Annotated in this window: 12 protein-coding genes and 1 pseudogene; 1 reads left to right on the plus strand and 12 read right to left on the minus strand. The window is 62.6% G+C overall.

Translation table 11 applies throughout. From position 1 onward, the window contains the following. Nucleotides 1-11: 11 nt before the first annotated feature. The 12 genes and pseudogenes from LO50_RS01370 to glnE all read right to left on the minus strand — a co-directional run bounded on the left by LO50_RS01370 (nt 12) and on the right by glnE (nt 14,468). Nucleotides 12-833, minus strand: coding sequence for a hypothetical protein (locus LO50_RS01370; protein WP_044313849.1), 822 nt, complete (start codon nt 831-833; stop codon nt 12-14). Between the two features lie 175 nt (nt 834-1,008). After that, a complete protein-coding gene (locus tag LO50_RS01375; RefSeq protein WP_044313850.1) occupies nt 1,009-2,127 on the minus strand; it encodes a glycosyltransferase in 1,119 nt (372 codons plus the stop codon). Beyond that, on the minus strand, nt 2,124-3,866 hold the full coding sequence (locus tag LO50_RS01380) for a carbamoyltransferase family protein (RefSeq protein WP_044313851.1): 1,743 nt from the start codon (nt 3,864-3,866) through the stop codon (nt 2,124-2,126). The genes LO50_RS01375 and LO50_RS01380 overlap by 4 nt, the downstream gene beginning before the upstream one ends. Nucleotides 3,867-3,974: 108 nt before the next feature. Next, entirely contained in the window at nt 3,975-5,396 is a 1,422-nt protein-coding gene (locus LO50_RS01385; protein ID WP_044313852.1) for a lipopolysaccharide kinase InaA family protein, read from the minus strand. 65 nt (nt 5,397-5,461) lie between these two features. Beyond that, nucleotides 5,462-5,728: pseudogene (locus tag LO50_RS01390) on the minus strand (lipopolysaccharide kinase InaA family protein); the annotation flags it as partial. Continuing rightward, on the minus strand, nt 5,725-6,462 hold the full coding sequence (locus LO50_RS01395; RefSeq protein ID WP_003301617.1) for a lipopolysaccharide kinase InaA family protein: 738 nt from the start codon (nt 6,460-6,462) through the stop codon (nt 5,725-5,727). The gene LO50_RS01395 and the pseudogene LO50_RS01390, both read right to left, overlap by 4 nt. Continuing rightward, complete coding sequence (gene rfaP / locus LO50_RS01400; RefSeq protein WP_003301615.1) at nt 6,459-7,274, minus strand: lipopolysaccharide core heptose(I) kinase RfaP; 816 nt, start codon at nt 7,272-7,274, stop codon at nt 6,459-6,461. Before rfaP ends, LO50_RS01395 begins: the two co-directional genes overlap by 4 nt. A 43-nt stretch (nt 7,275-7,317) precedes the next feature. After that, nucleotides 7,318-8,439 (minus strand): glycosyltransferase family 4 protein, encoded by a 1,122-nt coding sequence (locus LO50_RS01405; protein ID WP_003301613.1) that lies wholly within the window; start codon nt 8,437-8,439, stop codon nt 7,318-7,320. After that, nucleotides 8,439-9,440, minus strand: coding sequence for a lipopolysaccharide heptosyltransferase I (gene waaC, locus LO50_RS01410; RefSeq protein WP_044313853.1), 1,002 nt, complete (start codon nt 9,438-9,440; stop codon nt 8,439-8,441). The genes LO50_RS01405 and waaC overlap by 1 nt, the downstream gene beginning before the upstream one ends. Continuing rightward, on the minus strand, nt 9,441-10,475 hold the full coding sequence (gene waaF, locus LO50_RS01415) for a lipopolysaccharide heptosyltransferase II (protein ID WP_044313854.1): 1,035 nt from the start codon (nt 10,473-10,475) through the stop codon (nt 9,441-9,443). A gap of 74 nt (nt 10,476-10,549) precedes the next feature. Then, nucleotides 10,550-11,473 (minus strand): branched-chain-amino-acid transaminase, encoded by a 924-nt coding sequence (gene ilvE / locus LO50_RS01420; RefSeq protein WP_023445089.1) that lies wholly within the window; start codon nt 11,471-11,473, stop codon nt 10,550-10,552. Between the two features lie 49 nt (nt 11,474-11,522). Next, entirely contained in the window at nt 11,523-14,468 is a 2,946-nt protein-coding gene (gene glnE, locus LO50_RS01425; protein ID WP_044313855.1) for a bifunctional [glutamate--ammonia ligase]-adenylyl-L-tyrosine phosphorylase/[glutamate--ammonia-ligase] adenylyltransferase, read from the minus strand. A 266-nt stretch (nt 14,469-14,734) separates the two neighbouring features. On the opposite strand from glnE, the gene aceE reads away from it, so the two are divergent. Continuing rightward, nucleotides 14,735-17,380 carry a pyruvate dehydrogenase (acetyl-transferring), homodimeric type gene (gene aceE, locus LO50_RS01430; RefSeq protein ID WP_044313900.1) on the plus strand — a complete coding sequence of 882 codons (2,646 nt, stop codon included), beginning with the start codon at nt 14,735-14,737 and terminating at the stop codon, nt 17,378-17,380. Nucleotides 17,381-17,384: the final 4 nt, after the last annotated feature.

The raw sequence follows: 17,384 nt of genomic DNA on the forward strand, positions 1-17,384 counted from the left end.
TCTTCCATAAATCAGCCAAGCGTACCGCCCTGCCGATACCGTAGTTTGTCGAACTGCGAGCGCAAACGCGCCATCGGCAGCACGAAACGACTCTCTCGACGACCCATGGAATGCTTGGATGAGAACGTTTCCTCGACCAACTCCCCATTCAGTCGAACCCGGGATGCCCGCATATCAAGTGTGCGCACCAAAGCGCCAGCCTTGCCCAAGGAGAAACGCAGCAATCGCTCGGCATGCAGACTACGCTGCTCCTGCAGACAGAAAGGAATCATAAGCTCTGCACGACGACCGTAAGCGCCATAGACGTCACGACCGCAAACAGCAAAACGATCGTTCAGACCGTTCCACCACTGCCAATGGGGGATGTAGACCGCGCGGCGGTCTGATGTACAGGCGTTGAGCGCGAACCTGGGCAGAGCATCGTGATAGTGCAGGTCGGGACGTACGAAAAGCACGACATCGGGATCGAGCCCATCGACCAGCGCGGTTACCGCATGCAGAGAGTTCAATTGATGGATCAGATTGGACAAAGACTTGAAATCGTCCCGCCATACATCTCCGTGTTTCTTGATCTCGTCGAAATCCCAGCGCTTCAGGCAGGCGCCAGCTTCCTCGATACGACCATCCATACGAGCGAAAGGCAGATAATTGGACTCGCCAATGAAACCGTTCTCCCCAGACCTCGGGTTATTGACCAGCTGGGGCTCGTATAGGTGGTAATAAGACCGCACCTGCGCATTTCTTGGCAGGTGCTGATAGATGTTCTGCTCAATAGACGGGAAGCAGATGGAACTGTTGCGAGGAATTCCGAAAAATGCGACTGCTATTTTCATGCACTATTCAACGCGTAAATGCGCATGCTGCGCAGCGCTAGATCCATATCCGACGGCACGTTGCGGGCACGGTCGAAAATCTGGCTATACGCTGGCGATGTCAAAGAAGCATGGCGTTGCCTTCGAGTAACGTTCGATTGCTTGAATCCCCGGTTAACAGGCGTGCAATTGTTGATCATCCGTGAAAGAACCTTTTCGACAGAATCGCATTGAAATCACGCTGCGCACGTGCATCGGAAAAACGTTCGGTGAGACGCTCGAGAGTCGTGGCTGCCGGTCGAGCCGAACCAGCATCCGGTTGTGCCGCTGCCACCAACTCAGCGGCTAACGCATCGCTGTCCCCCAAATGAAATACCTTTCCGACGCCGTCCACCACTTCACGCCCACCGCCACAATCGGTGCAGACCACCGGCACCCCTGCCGCCATGGCTTCAAGCAGCACCATGCCGAATGGCTCGTGGTCTGAGGTCAAGGCAAAGAGATCGAACGCTTTGAAGTAGCGTCTGCCGTGCTGCACCTGCCCGAGAAATCGCACCTGATCGGCGATGCCCAGGTCCTTGGCCAGTTGGCGAAGCGGCGCTTCCAATCGGCCGCTGCCCATGATTGCAAGCAGGCTGTCGGCGGGCAGTCGTGGCAATGCCTGGGCGAAACCTCGGATCAGGGTGGCCTGATCCTTGTCGGGGTGCAGGCGGCCGGCGTTGCCAACTACCCAGGCATCCGGAGGCAGCCGCAGCGCCGTACGGGCGTCGAGGCGGGAGACCTGCTCGGCCTGCATGGCGGCGACGTCGATGCGATTGTAAAGGGTTTCGATACACGCGCTTTCCCAGCCGGGGAGATCAGCACGCATCTCGTCACGCACCGCATTGGAAACGCCGAGCAGCAGCAAGCGGGCACGAAAACGATTGACGAACCAGCGGCGCATGGGCCGGCTATAAACGCCAAAGGCATGATGCACGCCAATTACCGGCAGCCCGGTCGCCAGCAATGCGGTGTAGATTGGCTTGAACCGATGGGCGATGCAGAACCGATAATCTCGCTTGGCCACGATGCTGCGCAGCCGGCGCATGGCGCCGAGCTTGAGCCCACGAACATCCTTGCTGTCGTAGCCGAGAAAGATCACCTCATCCGAAGCCGAACCGCGAATGACCTCGTCGCTCGGCGACCCGGTCAGGTAGACGGTACAGATCTTATATGGCGTGCCTGTGAAAAGCGCGGCGTACTGACGTGCGCAATCGAGAAACGGGCCGTCATAGCCATGGCAGAACTGCAAAACCCATGGATCGGACGCTGTCATGCCAGCTTGTCGCCCTTCACAACCAATATATCTTCCATGATCAGGTACTGCAGATCCGACCCGTAGAACATATTCAACGCATCGGTCGGCGAGCAGATCATCGGCTCACCGCGGCGGTTGAGTGAAGTATTGAGCGAGACGCCGTTGCCGGTGAGCTTTTCCAGCTCCAGCATCAGGTCGTACCAGCGCGGATTGTGGCGGCGCTCAAGGACCTGGGCGCGGGAGGTACCGTCTTCGTGGACGACTTCGCCGACGCGCTCTTTCCAGCCCTCGTTGACCTCGAAGGTGAAGGTCATGAAGGGGCTGGGATGGTCGACCTTGAGCATCTGCTCGGCCACGGTATCAAGCATCGACGGGCAGAAGGGCCTCCAGCGCTCACGAAACTTGATCTGTTCGTTGATGCGGTCGGCCACGCCCGGAATGCTCGGGCAGCCGATGATGGAACGGCCACCGAGTGCGCGCGGGCCGAATTCCATGCGGCCCTGGAACCAAGCAACCGGGTTGCCGTCGACCATGATCTTGGCGATGCGCTCAGGCACGTCATCGATTTTCTGCCAGACCGGCTTGCTCGGATGGCGCGTGCAGGCGGCGATAACGTCTTCGTTAGAGTAGGACGGGCCGAGATAAACGTGTTCCATCTTCTCCACCGGCACGCCGCGCTGGTGCGAGACGTAGGCGGCGGCGCCCACGGCAGTGCCGGCATCACCGGACGCTGGCTGAACGAACAGCTCCTTTACTTCATCGCGGGCGATGATTTTTTGGTTGAGTTTGACGTTCAGCGCGCAACCGCCGGCGAAGGCGATCTTGCCGGTCTGGCGGATGATATCGCCCAGGTAGTAGTCCATCATTTCCAGCGCCAGCTTCTCGAACAGCGCCTGCATGCTGGCGGCGTAATGAATATAGGGGTCGTCAGCGATGTCGCCTTCGCGCTTGGGCCCGAGCCAGTCGATCAGCTTGGGCGAGAAGTAGTAGCCCTTGCCGTTTTCCTTGTAGCGACGGAAACCGATGACGTTGGCGTAGTCGGTGTTGATGGTCAGCTCGCCGTTCTCGAACTTCGCCAGGCGGGAGAAATCGTACTTGGCCGCATCGCCGTAAGGCGCCATGCCCATGACCTTGAACTCGCCATCGAGCATCTCGAAGCCAAGGTATTCGGTGATCGCGCCGTACAGGCCGCCCAGCGAATCCGGGTCGTAGAATTCCTTGATCTTGTGGATCTTGCCGTTCTCGCCCCAACCAAAGAAGGTGGTGGCGTACTCGCCCTTGCCGTCGATACCAAGGATGGCGGTCTTCTCGGTGAAACCGGAGCAGTGGTAGGCGCTGGAAGCATGGGCCAGGTGGTGCTCGACCGGCTGCAGCTTGACCTTCTTCAGGTCGAAGCCGAGCTGCTGCAGGCACCACTGGATACGCTTCTTGTAGCGGTGGTAGCGGCGGTTGCCCATGAGGATGGCATCCAGCGCGCGATCCGGCGCATACCAGTAGCGCTTGGCGTAGTGCCAACGCGCCTTCTCGAAGATGCTGATAGGCGCGAAGGGAATCGCCACCACATCGACGTCGGACGGTTTGATACCGGCCTGCTCCAGGCAGAATTTGGCCGACTCGTAGGGCATGCGGTTCTTGGCATGCTTGTCGCGCACGAAGCGCTCTTCTTCAACGGCAGCGATCAGTTTGCCGTCGATATACAGAGCGGCGGAAGGGTCATGACTGAGGGCGCCGGAAAGGCCGAGAATCGTCAATGCCACGGGAAAAGCCTCTTGAAAGCAGCTTCAAGCTACAAGCTTCAAGCAAACAGCGGTGATTGTTCCTGCCCCGTGGGGCTTTACTTGCAGCTTGAAGCTTGCCGCTTGAAGCTACTTTTTGGGTATTCGTTCGTCCAACAGCCGATACAGCGCCGATTCGGCCGGCCAGTTGCGCAGGAACCGCGCACGGTCCTTGGCATAGGCACGGGCGAAGCTGGTGTCGCTGCCGTGTTGCTGAGCGGCGTCCAGGTCGATCAGCGACCAGCGTTCCTGCTCCCACAGCAGGTTAGTGCCCTTCATGTCGCCATGGCTGATGCGCTCGCGGCACAAGGCGCCGAACAGCTGATCCAGCGCCAACAACTCTGGCTCAGGCGGCGAGCTGGCGAGATATGGCTGAAAGCGGGTGATTATATCCTCGCCCGCGGCGTATTCGGTAATCAGATAGCTGCGCCTGCGCAGACCCAGCCAACGCAACTCCAGCATGGCCAGCGGCCGGGGCGTGGCGATGCCAAGAAAATCCAGGCGATTTCCCTCGACCCAGCTGTGCCAGGCACGACTGGGCCGCCAGCAGCGACGCAGCCAGTGGCCCAGGCCCTTTATGTTGTAGCGCTTGATGACCAGCGGCCGGCCGGCTGTCTCGATCAGCGCCACGCTGGCACTGCCGCCCCGCTTCATTGCACGTCCCGACTCGAGCGCCATATCCGGCGCGTCCAGCAGACTCTCCAGTACAGTCGCCTCGCTGCGACGAACGATGCGTAGCTCACTCAGGCTGCGCCTTGCGCTGAACAGCGAGCAGTCGCGGCCAAGCTTGCCGAGATAGTCGCGCAGTCGCCAGCGACGTACGCCTGCGATCTCCCGCAGCAGAGCCTCCAACGGCAGGGCATGCTCGCCGTTGACCAAGATGTAGTGCACCAGCAGTTCTTCGATGTACGGCTCCAGACCAGCCGGCAGCTGCGCGAAGAACACGCCGAGGTTAGCCAGTACCTTATCGCGTGCCAGCGGCTGGCCCGGAGTCTGCGCCTGAATGCCGCCGCCATCGATGATGAAGAGATGGCCATCATGTCGCAGCAGATTGTCTAGGTGGAGATCATCCTGCCACAGGCCGCGCGCGTGTAGTTGCGCGATGGCGCCCAGTGCTTCCCCCAGCACCATCTGCTGGAGATCGGACAACGGCGGTTCGTGCTCCACTGCCCGCCAGGCCTGCTCCAGACTTTCGGCGCCGACCAGGAAGTCGAAGAGCAGCCAGCCACCCTGCCCGGCCTCGAAGCCCTCAGCGAGCAACGCCGGAGTGATCATGCCCTGCTCGGCCAATAAGCGAGCACCTTGGCGCTCGCGCTGAAAATGGCGCTCGGCCTTAGCGCCGACCAGCAGCTTGGCCAGCACAGTACGCCCCTGCCATTCGGCCCGACCTACATATCGCTGCCCCGGCAGTACACGCAGCCACTGCAGCATGCGCAGTTCGCCGGCCGGCAGCAGGAGTGTCAGAGGTAATGTTGGCGAGCGGCCGCCACGGGTGAGATCCGTCAGTACCATATGCTTGCCATCCTGCACTGCTGGCGGCCGGCTATCATCTCCAGCCTGGGGTCGTTAGTCGCATCACTCCGACACCGCTGGATATTGCGAAATTCGCAAGCAACGGTCAGCTCGCCGAACGGATGGCGCAGGCTGTGGGTCAGGTAGTTGCTCTGTCGCTTCAGGTAATAGGCCGTATCGCCCAACTCCAGGCGAAACACGCTACTCCAGCCGCCGCGACCGGTATTGGGCATATCGACCGATTCGAGCTGCACGGCCCAGAGTGCATCGAAGCTGGCCAGGCCGTGCGCCTTGAGCAGGGGCCGATCAGCGACAGAAAAAAACTCGTTCATTCGCGCCCCTCGAAATACTCCAGCACCTGCGCGATCAGCGCTCGATCAGTCGGTATCAGCCGCCCACGCCGCTGGTACTGCAGGTAGAAGCGCAGGCGCTGGGTGCGACTCAAATGGTACTTGGCCACCTTGTCCAGGCAGGCCAGATCCTTGATGATGCGCCGCCGCAGGAAAGGCCCCCACCAGAAGTTGCCCGAGGGGCAGTCGATCAGGAACAGCTCGCCGTCCTCATTGATCAGCAGGTTGCGCCATTTCAGGTCGTTGTGGGCGAAATGATGGTCATGCAGGGTGCGGGTGGCGTGCGCCAGTTGGCGACTGATACGCGCGACCCAGTGGGGATCGCCAAGACGGGGGTCGTTGTTCGTCGCCATTGCCGCCATGTCGACGGTATTGGGCACCTCCAGCGTGATCAGCGCCCCGCGCAGGAATACGCCGCCGCGACGCTCCATGCCCCACGCCACCACCGGCGCGACAGGAATACCCCAGCGCGCAAAGTGCCGCAGGTTCTGCCATTCGGCCTTGACCCGCGGCCGCCCGAGAAAGCGCCGCAGCCCTTTGCCGGCAGCCCAATAACGTTTGACGTAATAGCGCAAACCGCCGCATTCGACGCGAATCACTTCGGATAACGGATCGCGGGCAATCGCCTCGCCGGTCAGCGCGAACACCGTCGGCAGATCGGCGAACGCCGAGGCTGCCTCGACGGGCATGCCGGTCGCGAGCTGCCAGCCACTCACGCCTGTGCGCCCGGTGCGTACCTGCGCGCATAGCGACTGGATAGCCGCTCGGCCTTGCGCTGCAGCCAGGCGAGCAGACGCGCCTCGTCGTGCAGGATGTCGCGCAAGGGCCGCTGAAAATAGCCGCGCAGAAAGCGCAGCCTATCGCCGCGCGTCAGGCCAATGCCCAGCGCCGAGAAGTACAGCCCGGCCAGATCCTTGTCGCGCCAGCGGCGCGGTGTCTGCGCTCGGGTCTGGGCACGGTGCAAGTCGATCAGCGACAGGCGGAAATCACTTGCTATCACCGGTTTGTCGGTATGCAGCAGAAAGTGGCAGATGTAGAAATCGCGATGATTGACGCCGGCGCGATGCATGGTGCCGGCCATGCGGGCGACTTCGGCGATAAGGGCGCGCTTGAGCGACGGTGCCGGTGGCTGTTCCAGCCAGTTGGCCGTGAAGTCCTCGAGGCTGACGGTCGGGGCCAGTTCTTCGGTGATGATGAACGAATGCTGGCTGGCCGGATTGGCTCCGCGCTCGCCGTAAGCCACCGCGGTCATGGTCGGCACACCCACTTCGTGCAACCGCTGGATCGCTCGCCATTCCTGGCCAGCACCGAGAACGGGCGCCTTGGCGGTAAGCAGGTTCTTGGCGATCTCGCCCCAACCGATACCGCGATGAATCTTGACGAAGTAGCCCTGCCCTTCGACTTCTGTACGCAGCGTGCGTCGCCCCTCCAGCTCGCGGTACACCTGCCCGTCGAGACGCTCGACTTCGACGAACGGGTCCTCGCCGTGCCAGAGGCTTTTGAACGGCTCCAATAGCATCAGGCGCATGGAGCCTCCGCCAATCGGCAGGGCGCTGACCGAGCTGCAGCGCTCATGCGCTTGCCCCGAGAATCACGTCTGCCGCCTTCTGCGGCATCGAATAAAGGTCCGCCGTGTCGGCGAACGTCAGCGCATTGCGACTCCAGACCGCGCGCTGCTGATCATCGGCCAGCATCTGCACCAGCATCTGGTCGAGCACCTGCTGCTCGAAGGGGCTGGGTACCACGCGACCGCAGTCGGCGTCGGTAATGTAGTGCGCATAGCCACATACATCGGTGACCAGCACCGGCAGCCCGGCGACCAGCGCTTCCAGCAGTACGGTACCGGTGTTCTCGTTGTAGGCTGGGTGGATCAGCAGATCGGCGCCCAGCAGGAACCGCGGTATATCGCTGCGCCCCTTGAGGAATTCGACCATGCCGGAAACGCCCAGCGTCTTGGCCTGCAGCTTGAACGGCTTGGGATCGTCCTGGCCGATCACCAGCAGCCGGGTGCGCTGACTCAGTTCGCGCGGCAATGCGGCGAGCGCCTTGAGGCTGCGGTCCAGACCCTTGGTCTTGAAACCGGAACCGATCTGCACCAGCAGCAGCTCCTCGGGCCGCACCTCGAATTCCTCGCGAAACTCGGTACGGATTTGCGCGGCATTGGCCGGCGCGCGGCGATCCTGGGCGATGCCCGGCGGCAATAGGTGAAAGCGTTCGGCGGGCGTGCCGTAGTGTTTGACGAACAGCGGCTGCTGTACCTCGGAGATCATCAGGATTTCGGTCTTCGCCTCGGGCGCAAACACCGCGCGCTCGTACTCGGCGAAGTGCTTGTAGCGAGCCCAGCGGCGGTAGATCGGATTGCGCAGGGTCTGCGCCTTGTCCTCGAAGCAGGGGTCGGCGGCGTAATACACGTCGAGTCCCGGCATCTTGTTGAAGCCGATCACCCGGTCCACCGGCCGCCGCGCCAGATCGGCCTCGACCCAGGCGGTGAAGCGCTCGTTGCGGGTGTGGTTGAACAGCGCCTTGACCGGCGCGATCAGCACCTCGAAGCCTTCGGGCACGTCACCTTCCCAGATCATCGCATAGACGCGGATCGTGTGGCCGCGACCCTGGCATTCGAGGGCAATGCGCATGAAATCGCGCTGTAGTCCACCAAAAGGGAAGTACTTGTAGAGAATGAAGGCCAGTTGCATCAGACGGACTCCGGGGCCCGCAGCAGGGCTTTCAGTTCGGTGACGACGCGCTCGGAACGCAGATCGTCGAAACAGGGCTTGTGGCGATCACCGCGACCGGCGTTCGGCCCGCCGGCGCACAGGTGCACCTGCGAGCGCCCATAGGCGCCGACCCGCCCGGGCAGGGTCGGACCATAAAGCGAAATGCTCGGCACATCCAGCGCCGCGGCCAGATGGCCGAGGCCAGTATCCACTGCGACGCAAGCCCGCGCACCAGCGATGACCCGTGCAACGCCGGCCAGATTCAGCTTCGGCAGCACCGCTGCGTTGGCCACGCCGCTGACGATACGCTCGGCGCGCGCCTTCTCTTCGGCATTGCCCCATGGCAGGCGGATCGCCCAGCCGAAATCGCTCATGCGTTCGGCCAGTTCGCGCCAGTAGGTTTCCGGCCAGTGCTTGCTCGGCCAAGTGGTGCCGTGCAGAAACAGCAGATACGGCTGATCGCTGGGCGCGGCCATCTGCTCGCGATTCAGGCCGTAGTCGGCAACATCCTGCGGCAGCGGGTAACCGAGCGCCTGAGCGAACAGCTGACGCACCCGCTCCAGCGCATGCTGCTCGCGCGGCACGGCATAGCACCGATCATAGAAGCGTGTCGCCAGCGGCTCGCGGGCCGAATCGTGGTCCAACCCGGCGACCGGCGCCTTGACGTAGCGGGTCAGCCAGGCGCTCTTGAGCAAGCCCTGGGCGTCGATCACCAGGTCGTAACGACCTTCGCGCAGACGAGCCTTGAAGCGGCGCCACTCGCCGCTGCGCAGGGTATCGATCGGATGTTTGCGCCAGCGACGAATCGCCACCGGAATCACCTGCGCCACCGCTGGATGCCAGGCCGGGATCTCGGCGAAGCCCTCCTCCACGACCCAGTCGAACTGGATGCCAGGCAGCGCCCGCTGCGCATCGGTCAGAGCCGGCAGGGTATGCACGACATCGCCCAACGACGAGGTCTTGACCAGCAGGACCTTCAATCAGCGCACCTCAACTGACTGCGGGGCCAGGCGATCCAGCGCCTCGATCACCGCGCGCGGCTTCAGCTCGCGCATGCAGTTGTTGTGGCCGAAGCGGCAGGTGCGTTCAAAACAGGGGCTGCAGTCGAGACCCAGCCGCACAACCTCGACCTGCTCGGAAAGCGGCGGGGTGAAGGCCGGTGACGTCGAGCCATAGACTGCAGCCAGAGGCCGGCCCAGCGCGGCTGACACGTGCATCAGCCCGGAGTCGTTGGACACCACTGCGTCAGCGCAGGAGAGCAGATCGATAGCCTCGGCCAGGCTGGTCTCGCCGGCCAGGTTCACCGCCTCTTCGCGCAACCCAGGAATCAATCGCGCGAGGATGTCCTCGCCCACCGGGTGGTCGTTTTTCGAGCCGAACAGCCAGACCTGCCAACCCTCGCGAATCTTCAGCTCGGCGACTTTGCCGAAGTGCTCGGCCGGCCAGCGCTTGGATTCGCCGAACTCGGCGCCCGGACACAGCGCCAATACCGGACGATCCAGGCTCAGGCCGAAACGTGCCAATGCCACATCGCGAGTCACGGGGTCGATACGCAGCGAAGGGTTCGGATACGGTCTGGGCAACTCGGCGCCCGGCTCGAACGCCAGCGCCATGAAGCGTTCGATCATCAGCGGATAGCGTTGTTTGTCGAGCTTGCGCATGTCGTTGAGCAGGCCGAAGCGCATTTCGCCGCGCCAGCCGGTGCGCTTGGGAATACCGGCGAAGAACGGCACCAGCGCCGACTTCAACGAATTGGGCAAGAGGATCGCCTGCTCATACTGACCACGCAGGCTCTGCGCCACCTTGCGCCGGGTCGCCATGTCGAGCACGCCGTGCCCGACCGGAAAGCTCAGCGCCTGGCGTACCTCGGGCATGCGCTCGAGAATCGGCCGGCTCCACTCGGGCGCCAGCACGTCGATCTGGCAGTCGGGATGGCGCTGTTTCAGGCAGACAAACAACGTCTGCGCCATCACCATGTCGCCAACCCAGCTGGGTCCCACAATCAAAATATTCATAAGGGCAGCTTCAAGCCACGAGCCTCAAGCTGCAAGCGGCAAACCATCGGCCGCGTGCAGCTTGGCGCCTGCGCTTACTTGACCAGTGTCCGCCATTCGGCATGAGCAGCGGTCTTGCCGGAGACCAGATCGAAGTAGGCCTTCTGCAACTTTTCGGTCACTGGGCCACGGCGACCGATGCCGATGGCGCGGCCATCGACTTCGCGAATCGGCGTCACCTCTGCGGCGGTGCCGGTGAAGAAGGCTTCGTCGGCGATATAGACCTCGTCGCGGGTGATGCGCTTCTCGACCACCTTCAGGCCGTGCTCGGCGGCCAGGGTCAGCACGGTGCCACGAGTGATGCCATTCAGGCAGGCGGTCACTTCCGGGGTGTAGATCACGCCATCCTTGATGATGAAGATGTTCTCGCCCGAACCTTCGGCCACGTAGCCTTCAGGATCCAGCATCAACGCTTCGTCAGCGCCACCGGAAATGGCTTCCTGCAGGGCCAGCATCGAGTTGATGTAGGCACCGTTGGACTTGGCGCGGGTCATGGTGATGTTGACGTGGTGACGGGTGAAGGAGCTGGTGCGCACCTTGATGCCCAGTTCCAGCGCCTCGTCGCCCATGTAGGCGCCCCAGTGCCAGGCGGCGACGATCACGTGCACTTTCAGGCCGCTGGCGCGCAGGCCCATGCCTTCGCTTCCGTAGAACACCATCGGGCGGATGTAAGCGCTTTCCAGGTTGTTCTCGCGCACTGCGGCGCGGGTCGCTTCGTTGATCTCTTCCTTCGAGTACGGCATCGGCATGTTCATGATGTGTGCCGAATCGAACAGGCGGTCGGTGTGCGCCTGCAGGCGGAAGATCGCCGTGCCGTCCGGGGTGTTGTAGGCGCGTACGCCTTCGAATACGCCCATGCCGTAGTGCAGGGTATGGGTCAGCACATGGGTGGTCGCATCACGCCACTGCACCAGTTCGCCATCATACCAGATGACGCCATCACGATCGGCCATCGACATCGTTGCCAGCTCCTCAGAATTCGAATTTGCCAGTAGCCCGACGAGGGGCTCAGCTTAGGCCCAACTCACGCCAGATACGCATGACAGCGCGGCGCTCGTCGTGGAATTGATCCCCACTCACCACTCCGGGCTGCTTCTGCAGTGATTGCCGGTGCGCTGCGGCGCGGTAGGCCTTGTAGGCATCCTGCAGCAGCCGAACCTCATCGCCGGTCATCAACCCGGCCTGCTCCAACCCATCGAGAATGCGGATATTATCGGTATAGCGCAGCAGTTCGGGATGCTGGTGCGACCACGCCAAAGCCGCGTATTGCACCATAAATTCGATATCCACGATACCACCGGCGTCCTGCTTGAGATTGAACTCGGCCGCGCCGTCGAAGGCTTGCTCGGCAGTCCCCGCATGTGTCGCGCGGGTCCCGAGGTTGTCGCGCATCTTCGCGCGCATGTCGCTGACTTCGCGACGCAGCGCATCCAGATCACGTTCACGACCGAGCACACCGGCGCGCACCCGTTCGAAGTCGGCAGTCAGCTGCGGACAGCCAACCAGCACCCGCGCACGCACCAGCGCCTGGTGCTCCCAGGTCCAGGCTTCCTGACCCTGGTAGCGCTCGAAGGCGCCGAGGGAGCTGACTAGCAGCCCAGAAGCGCCGGACGGACGCAGGCGCATGTCCACCTCGTACAGCTGGCCGGAGGTGGTCTGGGTGGTCAGCAGATGAATGATGCGCTGACCGAGACGGGTAAAGAACTGCGCGGTGTCGATGGGCTTGGCGCCATTGGTCTCGGCGGCAGGGTCGCCGTCATGGATGAACACCAGGTCCAGGTCGGAACCGTGACCGAGCTCGATCCCGCCGACCTTGCCGTAACCGACGATGACGAAGGCCGGATCGCAGAGCGTGCCGTCGCTGCGCTGCGGCTGACCATGACGCGCGACAGTGTGGCGCCAGGCCAGGGTTAGCACTTCCTGCAGAATGGCCTCCGCCAGCCAGGTCAGGTAGTCGCTGACCTTCATCAACGGCAGCGTCCCGGCGATCTCCGAGGCTGCGACGCGCAGGCGATGCGCCAGCTTGAAATGACGCAGCGCCTCCATCTGCTGCTCGAGGTCATCCTCGGGAATACGCATCAGCCGCTCGCGCAATTCTGCGGCCAGCTCCGGCGCCAGCGGTGGGCTGTACAGCCGCCCAGCATTGAGCAATTCGTCGAGCAGCAACGGGAACCGCGCGATCTGCTCGGCGACCCACGGGCTGGCCGCGCAGAGTTCGAGCAAGCGCTGCAGCGCGCCGGGATTTTCGGTCAGCAATACGAGATAGGCCGAACGCCGAGCCACCGCCTCGACCAATGGCAGCACGCGTTCGAGCACCAGATCCGGGTCGTCCTGCTCGACAGCCTGCGCCAGCAAACGAGGAATGAAGGCATCCAGACGCTCGCGACCGAGACGCTGCATGGTCCTGACCTGACTGGCATTACGCAGTGCGGCGAGGCGCTGACAGGCAACCTGACCATCACGGAACCCGGCTTCGGACAGCTGTCGACAGGCAAACTCCTCGTCCCAGTCCTGCTCCCACAGCGGCAGCCACTCGCCGCCGACCAGCGCCTCGCCTTCGGCATTCTCGTCCTCGTCCGGGTCGGCGATAACCTGGTGAAAATGCCAGTCGATACGCCCACGCCAGTGCAACAGCTGCTCGTGGAAGGCCTGCCAGCTGTCGAAACCGAGCATGAAGGCGACCCGCGCGCAGTCGACTTCAGTCTCCGGCAGCATCTGCGTCTGGCGATCAGCGATGGCCTGCAGCGCATGCTCGGTATAGCGCAGAAACTCATAGCCTTCGCGCAGCTCCTTCACCGCCGCACCCGGCAGATAGCCCTGACCTTCCAGGGTAGCCAGCACCTTAAGCAACGGCCGCTGTTGCAGGCTGAGATCGCGCCCGCCGTGAATCAGCTGAAACGCCTGGGCGATGAACTCCACCTCGCGGATGCCACCGGCACCCAGCTTGATATTCGAAGCCATGCCCTTGCGCCGCACTTCCTGCTGGATCAGCTGCTTCATGGTGCGCAGCGCTTCGATGGCGGAGAAATCAAGGTAGCGCCGATAGACGAACGGCCGCAGCATTTCCAGCAGCTCCTTGCCGGCCTGCTGGTCGCCACCGATGACACGCGCCTTGATCATCGCGTAGCGCTCCCAGTCACGCCCCTGGTCCTGGTAGTACTGTTCCAGCGCGTTGAAGCTGTAGACCAGCGGACCGGACGAACCGTACGGGCGTAGGCGCATATCGACGCGGAAGACGAAGCCATCGACGGTGATGGCGTCCAGCGACTTGATCAGCCGCTGACCGAGCCGGACGAAGAACTCCTGATTGTCCAGCGAGCGCTTGGCACCCACGGTTTCGCCACCTTCGGGGTATCCGAAGATCAGGTCGATGTCCGAGGACAGATTCAGCTCATGGGCGCCCAGCTTGCCCATGCCAAGGATGACCATGTGTTGCGGGTTGCCGCTGCGACGCCCGGTGGGTACGCCGAACTGCTCGCAATGGCGTGTGTACAGCCAGTGATACGCCAGATCGACCGAAGCGTCGGCGAGATCGGAAAGGTCGCGACAGGTTTCGGCAAGGTCGGCCTGACGGGTCAGGTCGCGCCAGATGATCCGCACCTGCTGGCGGGTCCGGAAGCGGCGCAGGGTCAGCGCCAGGGCATCCTCGCTGTCGCACGCGGCGACCTGCTCGCTCAGTGCGTCACGCATCTCGGCCGGCGCGAGAGATCTGTCCAGCCAGCCCAGCTCGGCCAGCTGCAGCAGCATCTGCGGATCTCGACTAACCTGTTCGCTGACGAAGTCGCTCGCCGCACAGACCCGGCCGAACGCCTCGCGCTGCTCCACCAGCCAGGCGCGGCAACGTGCCGCAATGGCATCCGACAGGCTGCCGGCAGCAGCGAGGAACGACTCTTCGGCACGACTGACAAAAGGCAGAAGCGAGGGCGGCAATGCAACCAGCGATGGCAGACTCATTGAGGTTTCCTTCACAGCAACACAGTGAAACCGCGCGATTCAGAGCCTCGCAGATGCCTTTCTCAGGAAAATGCCAGCGCCGCTGATCTGTAGTTTTACTACTAAAGAGTATTTCAGGGGGCTGATCCCGACGTCATTTTGTAGTAAAACTACAGACGCCCGGTCCTACCCCCGGCACTCGTCCAAGAACATTACACGCACCGGCCCACAAAGCCGGTCGCGAACAGGCAACCGATTCTGGAAGCCTTTCCGCCATGGAGCAAGCCATGCAAGATCTCGATCCCGTCGAAACCCAGGAATGGCTGGACGCCCTCGAGTCCGTCCTCGACCGCGAGGGTGAAGACCGCGCTCACTACCTGATGACCCGGATGGGTGAACTGGCCACACGTAGCGGCACCCCCCTGCCCTACGGCATCACCACGCCGTACCGCAACACCATCCCCATTACCCGTGAAGCCAAGATGCCTGGCGACCTGTTCATGGAGCGCCGCATTCGCTCCCTGGTCCGCTGGAACGCACTGGCGATGGTGATGCGCGCCAACCTCAAGGATCCGGATCTGGGTGGGCACATCTCCACCTTCGCTTCCAGCGCGACCCTCTACGACATCGGTTTCAACTATTTCTTCCAGGCCCCAACGGAAGAGCACGGCGGCGACCTGATCTACTATCAGGGGCATGCCTCCCCTGGCATTTACGCCCGCGCCTTTCTCGAAGGCCGCCTGAGCGAAGACCAGATGCTCAACTTCCGTCAGGAAGTCGATGGCAAGGGCCTGTCGAGCTACCCGCACCCGCACCTGATGCCGGACTTCTGGCAGTTCCCGACCGTGTCCATGGGCCTCGGCCCGATCACCGCGATCTACCAGGCGCGCTTCATGAAGTACCTGGAAAACCGCGGCTTCATTCCGAAAGGCAAGCAGCGCGTCTGGTGCTTCATCGGTGACGGCGAGTGCGACGAGCCGGAAACCCTCGGCGCCATTTCCCTGGCCGGTCGTGAAAATCTCGACAACCTGGTGTTCGTCATCAACTGCAACCTGCAGCGTCTGGACGGCCCGGTTCGTGGTAACAGCAAGATCATCCAGGAACTGGAAGGCGTGTTCAAAGGCGCCAACTGGAACGTGAACAAGGTCGTATGGGGCCGCCTGTGGGACCCACTGTTCGCCGCCGACGAAGACGGCCGCATGCAGCGCCGCATGGACGAAGCCATCGACGGCGAATACCAGAACTACAAGGCCAAAGACGGCGCCTATGTGCGCAAGCATTTCTTCGGTGCCGACCCTGAGCTGCTCAAGCGTGTCGAGAGCATGTCCGACGAAGAAGTCTGGAAGCTCAACCGCGGCGGCCACGATCCATACAAGGTCTATGCCGCTTACCACCAGGCGGTCAACCACAAGGGCCAGCCGACAGTCATCCTGGCCAAGACCATCAAGGGCTACGGCACCGGTGCCGGAGAGGCGAAGAACATCGCCCACAACACCAAGAAAGTCGATATCGACAGCCTGAAGAAATTCCGCGACCGCTTCGACATCCCGGTCAACGATTCGCAGCTCGAAGAACTGCCGTTCTATCGTCCAGCCGAAGACAGCGCTGAAATGCGCTACCTGCGCAAGTGCCGCGAGAAACTCGGTGGCTCGCTGCCGCAGCGCCGGCCGAAGAGCTTCAGCATCCCGACGCCGCCATTGGACACCCTCAAAGCCGTGCTCGACGGTTCCGGTGATCGCGAGATTTCCACCACCATGGCCTTCGGCCGGATTCTCTCGCAGCTGGTGAAGGACAAGGATCTCGGCAAGCGCATCGTGCCGATCCTCGCCGACGAGGCCCGCACCTTCGGCATGGAAGGCATGTTCCGTCAGCTGGGCATCTACTCCCCGGTGGGGCAGCTGTACGAGCCGGTCGACCGCGACCAGGTGATGTATTACCGCGAAGAAAAGGATGGTCAAATCCTGCAGGAAGGCCTGAACGAAGCGGGTGCCTTCTCCTCATTCATCGCGGCGGGTACCGCCTACAGCAACTACAACCAGCCGATGCTGCCGGTCTACATCTTCTATTCGATGTTCGGCTTCCAGCGGATCGGCGACCTGGCTTGGGCGGCCGGCGATGCCCAGACCCGTGGTTTCCTGCTCGGTGGCACCTCCGGACGCACCACCCTGAACGGCGAAGGCCTGCAGCACGAGGACGGCCATAGCCACATCCTCGCCAGCACCATCCCCAACTGCCGCAGCTATGACCCCACCTACGGCTACGAGCTCGCGGTGATCATGCATCACGGCATGCACGAGATGATGGAGCTGCAGAAGAGCGTCTACTACTACATCACCGTGATGAACGAGAACTACCAGCAGCCGGCCATGCCGCAGGGTGTCGAGGACGGCATCATCAAGGGCATGTACCTGCTCGAGGAAGCCAGGGGCGACTTCAAGCACCGCGTACAGCTGCTGGGTTCCGGCACCATCCTGCGTGAAGTGCGTGCTGCGGTGGACATCCTCGCCAAGATGGGCGTCGGCGCCGACGTCTGGAGCGTAACCAGCTTCAACGAGCTGCGCCGCGATGGCCTGGCGGTCGACCGCTGGAACCGTCTGCACCCGACCGAGGAGCCGCGCAAGAGCTATGTCGAGCAGTGCCTGGAAGGCCGCGAAGGCCCGGTAGTGGCCTCGACCGACTACATGAAGCTGTTCGCCGATCAGATTCGTCAGTGGGTTCCGTCGCGCGAATACCAGGTGCTCGGCACTGACGGCTTCGGCCGCAGCGACTCGCGCGCCAAGCTGCGTGACTTCTTCGAAGTCGACCGCCGCTGGGTTGCCGTCGCGGCACTGCAGGCACTCGCCGATCGCGGCGCCATCGAACGCACCGTGGTGGCCAATGCCATCACCGAGTTCGGTATCGACCCCGAGAAGCGCAATCCGCTGGATTGCTGATGCT

Source organism: Stutzerimonas stutzeri, assembly GCF_000935215.1.
GTDB lineage: Bacteria > Pseudomonadota > Gammaproteobacteria > Pseudomonadales > Pseudomonadaceae > Stutzerimonas.

Excerpts from the sequence above, each read along its gene's own strand:
- LO50_RS01370 (WP_044313849.1), bottom strand. The coding sequence starts at position 833 with ATGAAAATAGCAGTCGCATTTTTCGGAATTCCTCGCAACAGTTCCATC.
- aceE (WP_044313900.1), top strand. The coding sequence starts at position 14,735 with ATGCAAGATCTCGATCCCGTCGAAACCCAGGAATGGCTGGACGCCCTC.
- waaF (WP_044313854.1), bottom strand. The coding sequence starts at position 10,475 with ATGAATATTTTGATTGTGGGACCCAGCTGGGTTGGCGACATGGTGATG.
- glnE (WP_044313855.1), bottom strand. The coding sequence starts at position 14,468 with ATGAGTCTGCCATCGCTGGTTGCATTGCCGCCCTCGCTTCTGCCTTTT.
- ilvE (WP_023445089.1), bottom strand. The coding sequence starts at position 11,473 with ATGTCGATGGCCGATCGTGATGGCGTCATCTGGTATGATGGCGAACTG.
- LO50_RS01375 (WP_044313850.1), bottom strand. The coding sequence starts at position 2,127 with ATGACAGCGTCCGATCCATGGGTTTTGCAGTTCTGCCATGGCTATGAC.
- LO50_RS01385 (WP_044313852.1), bottom strand. The coding sequence starts at position 5,396 with ATGGTACTGACGGATCTCACCCGTGGCGGCCGCTCGCCAACATTACCT.
- rfaP (WP_003301615.1), bottom strand. The coding sequence starts at position 7,274 with ATGCGCCTGATGCTATTGGAGCCGTTCAAAAGCCTCTGGCACGGCGAG.
- LO50_RS01405 (WP_003301613.1), bottom strand. The coding sequence starts at position 8,439 with ATGCAACTGGCCTTCATTCTCTACAAGTACTTCCCTTTTGGTGGACTA.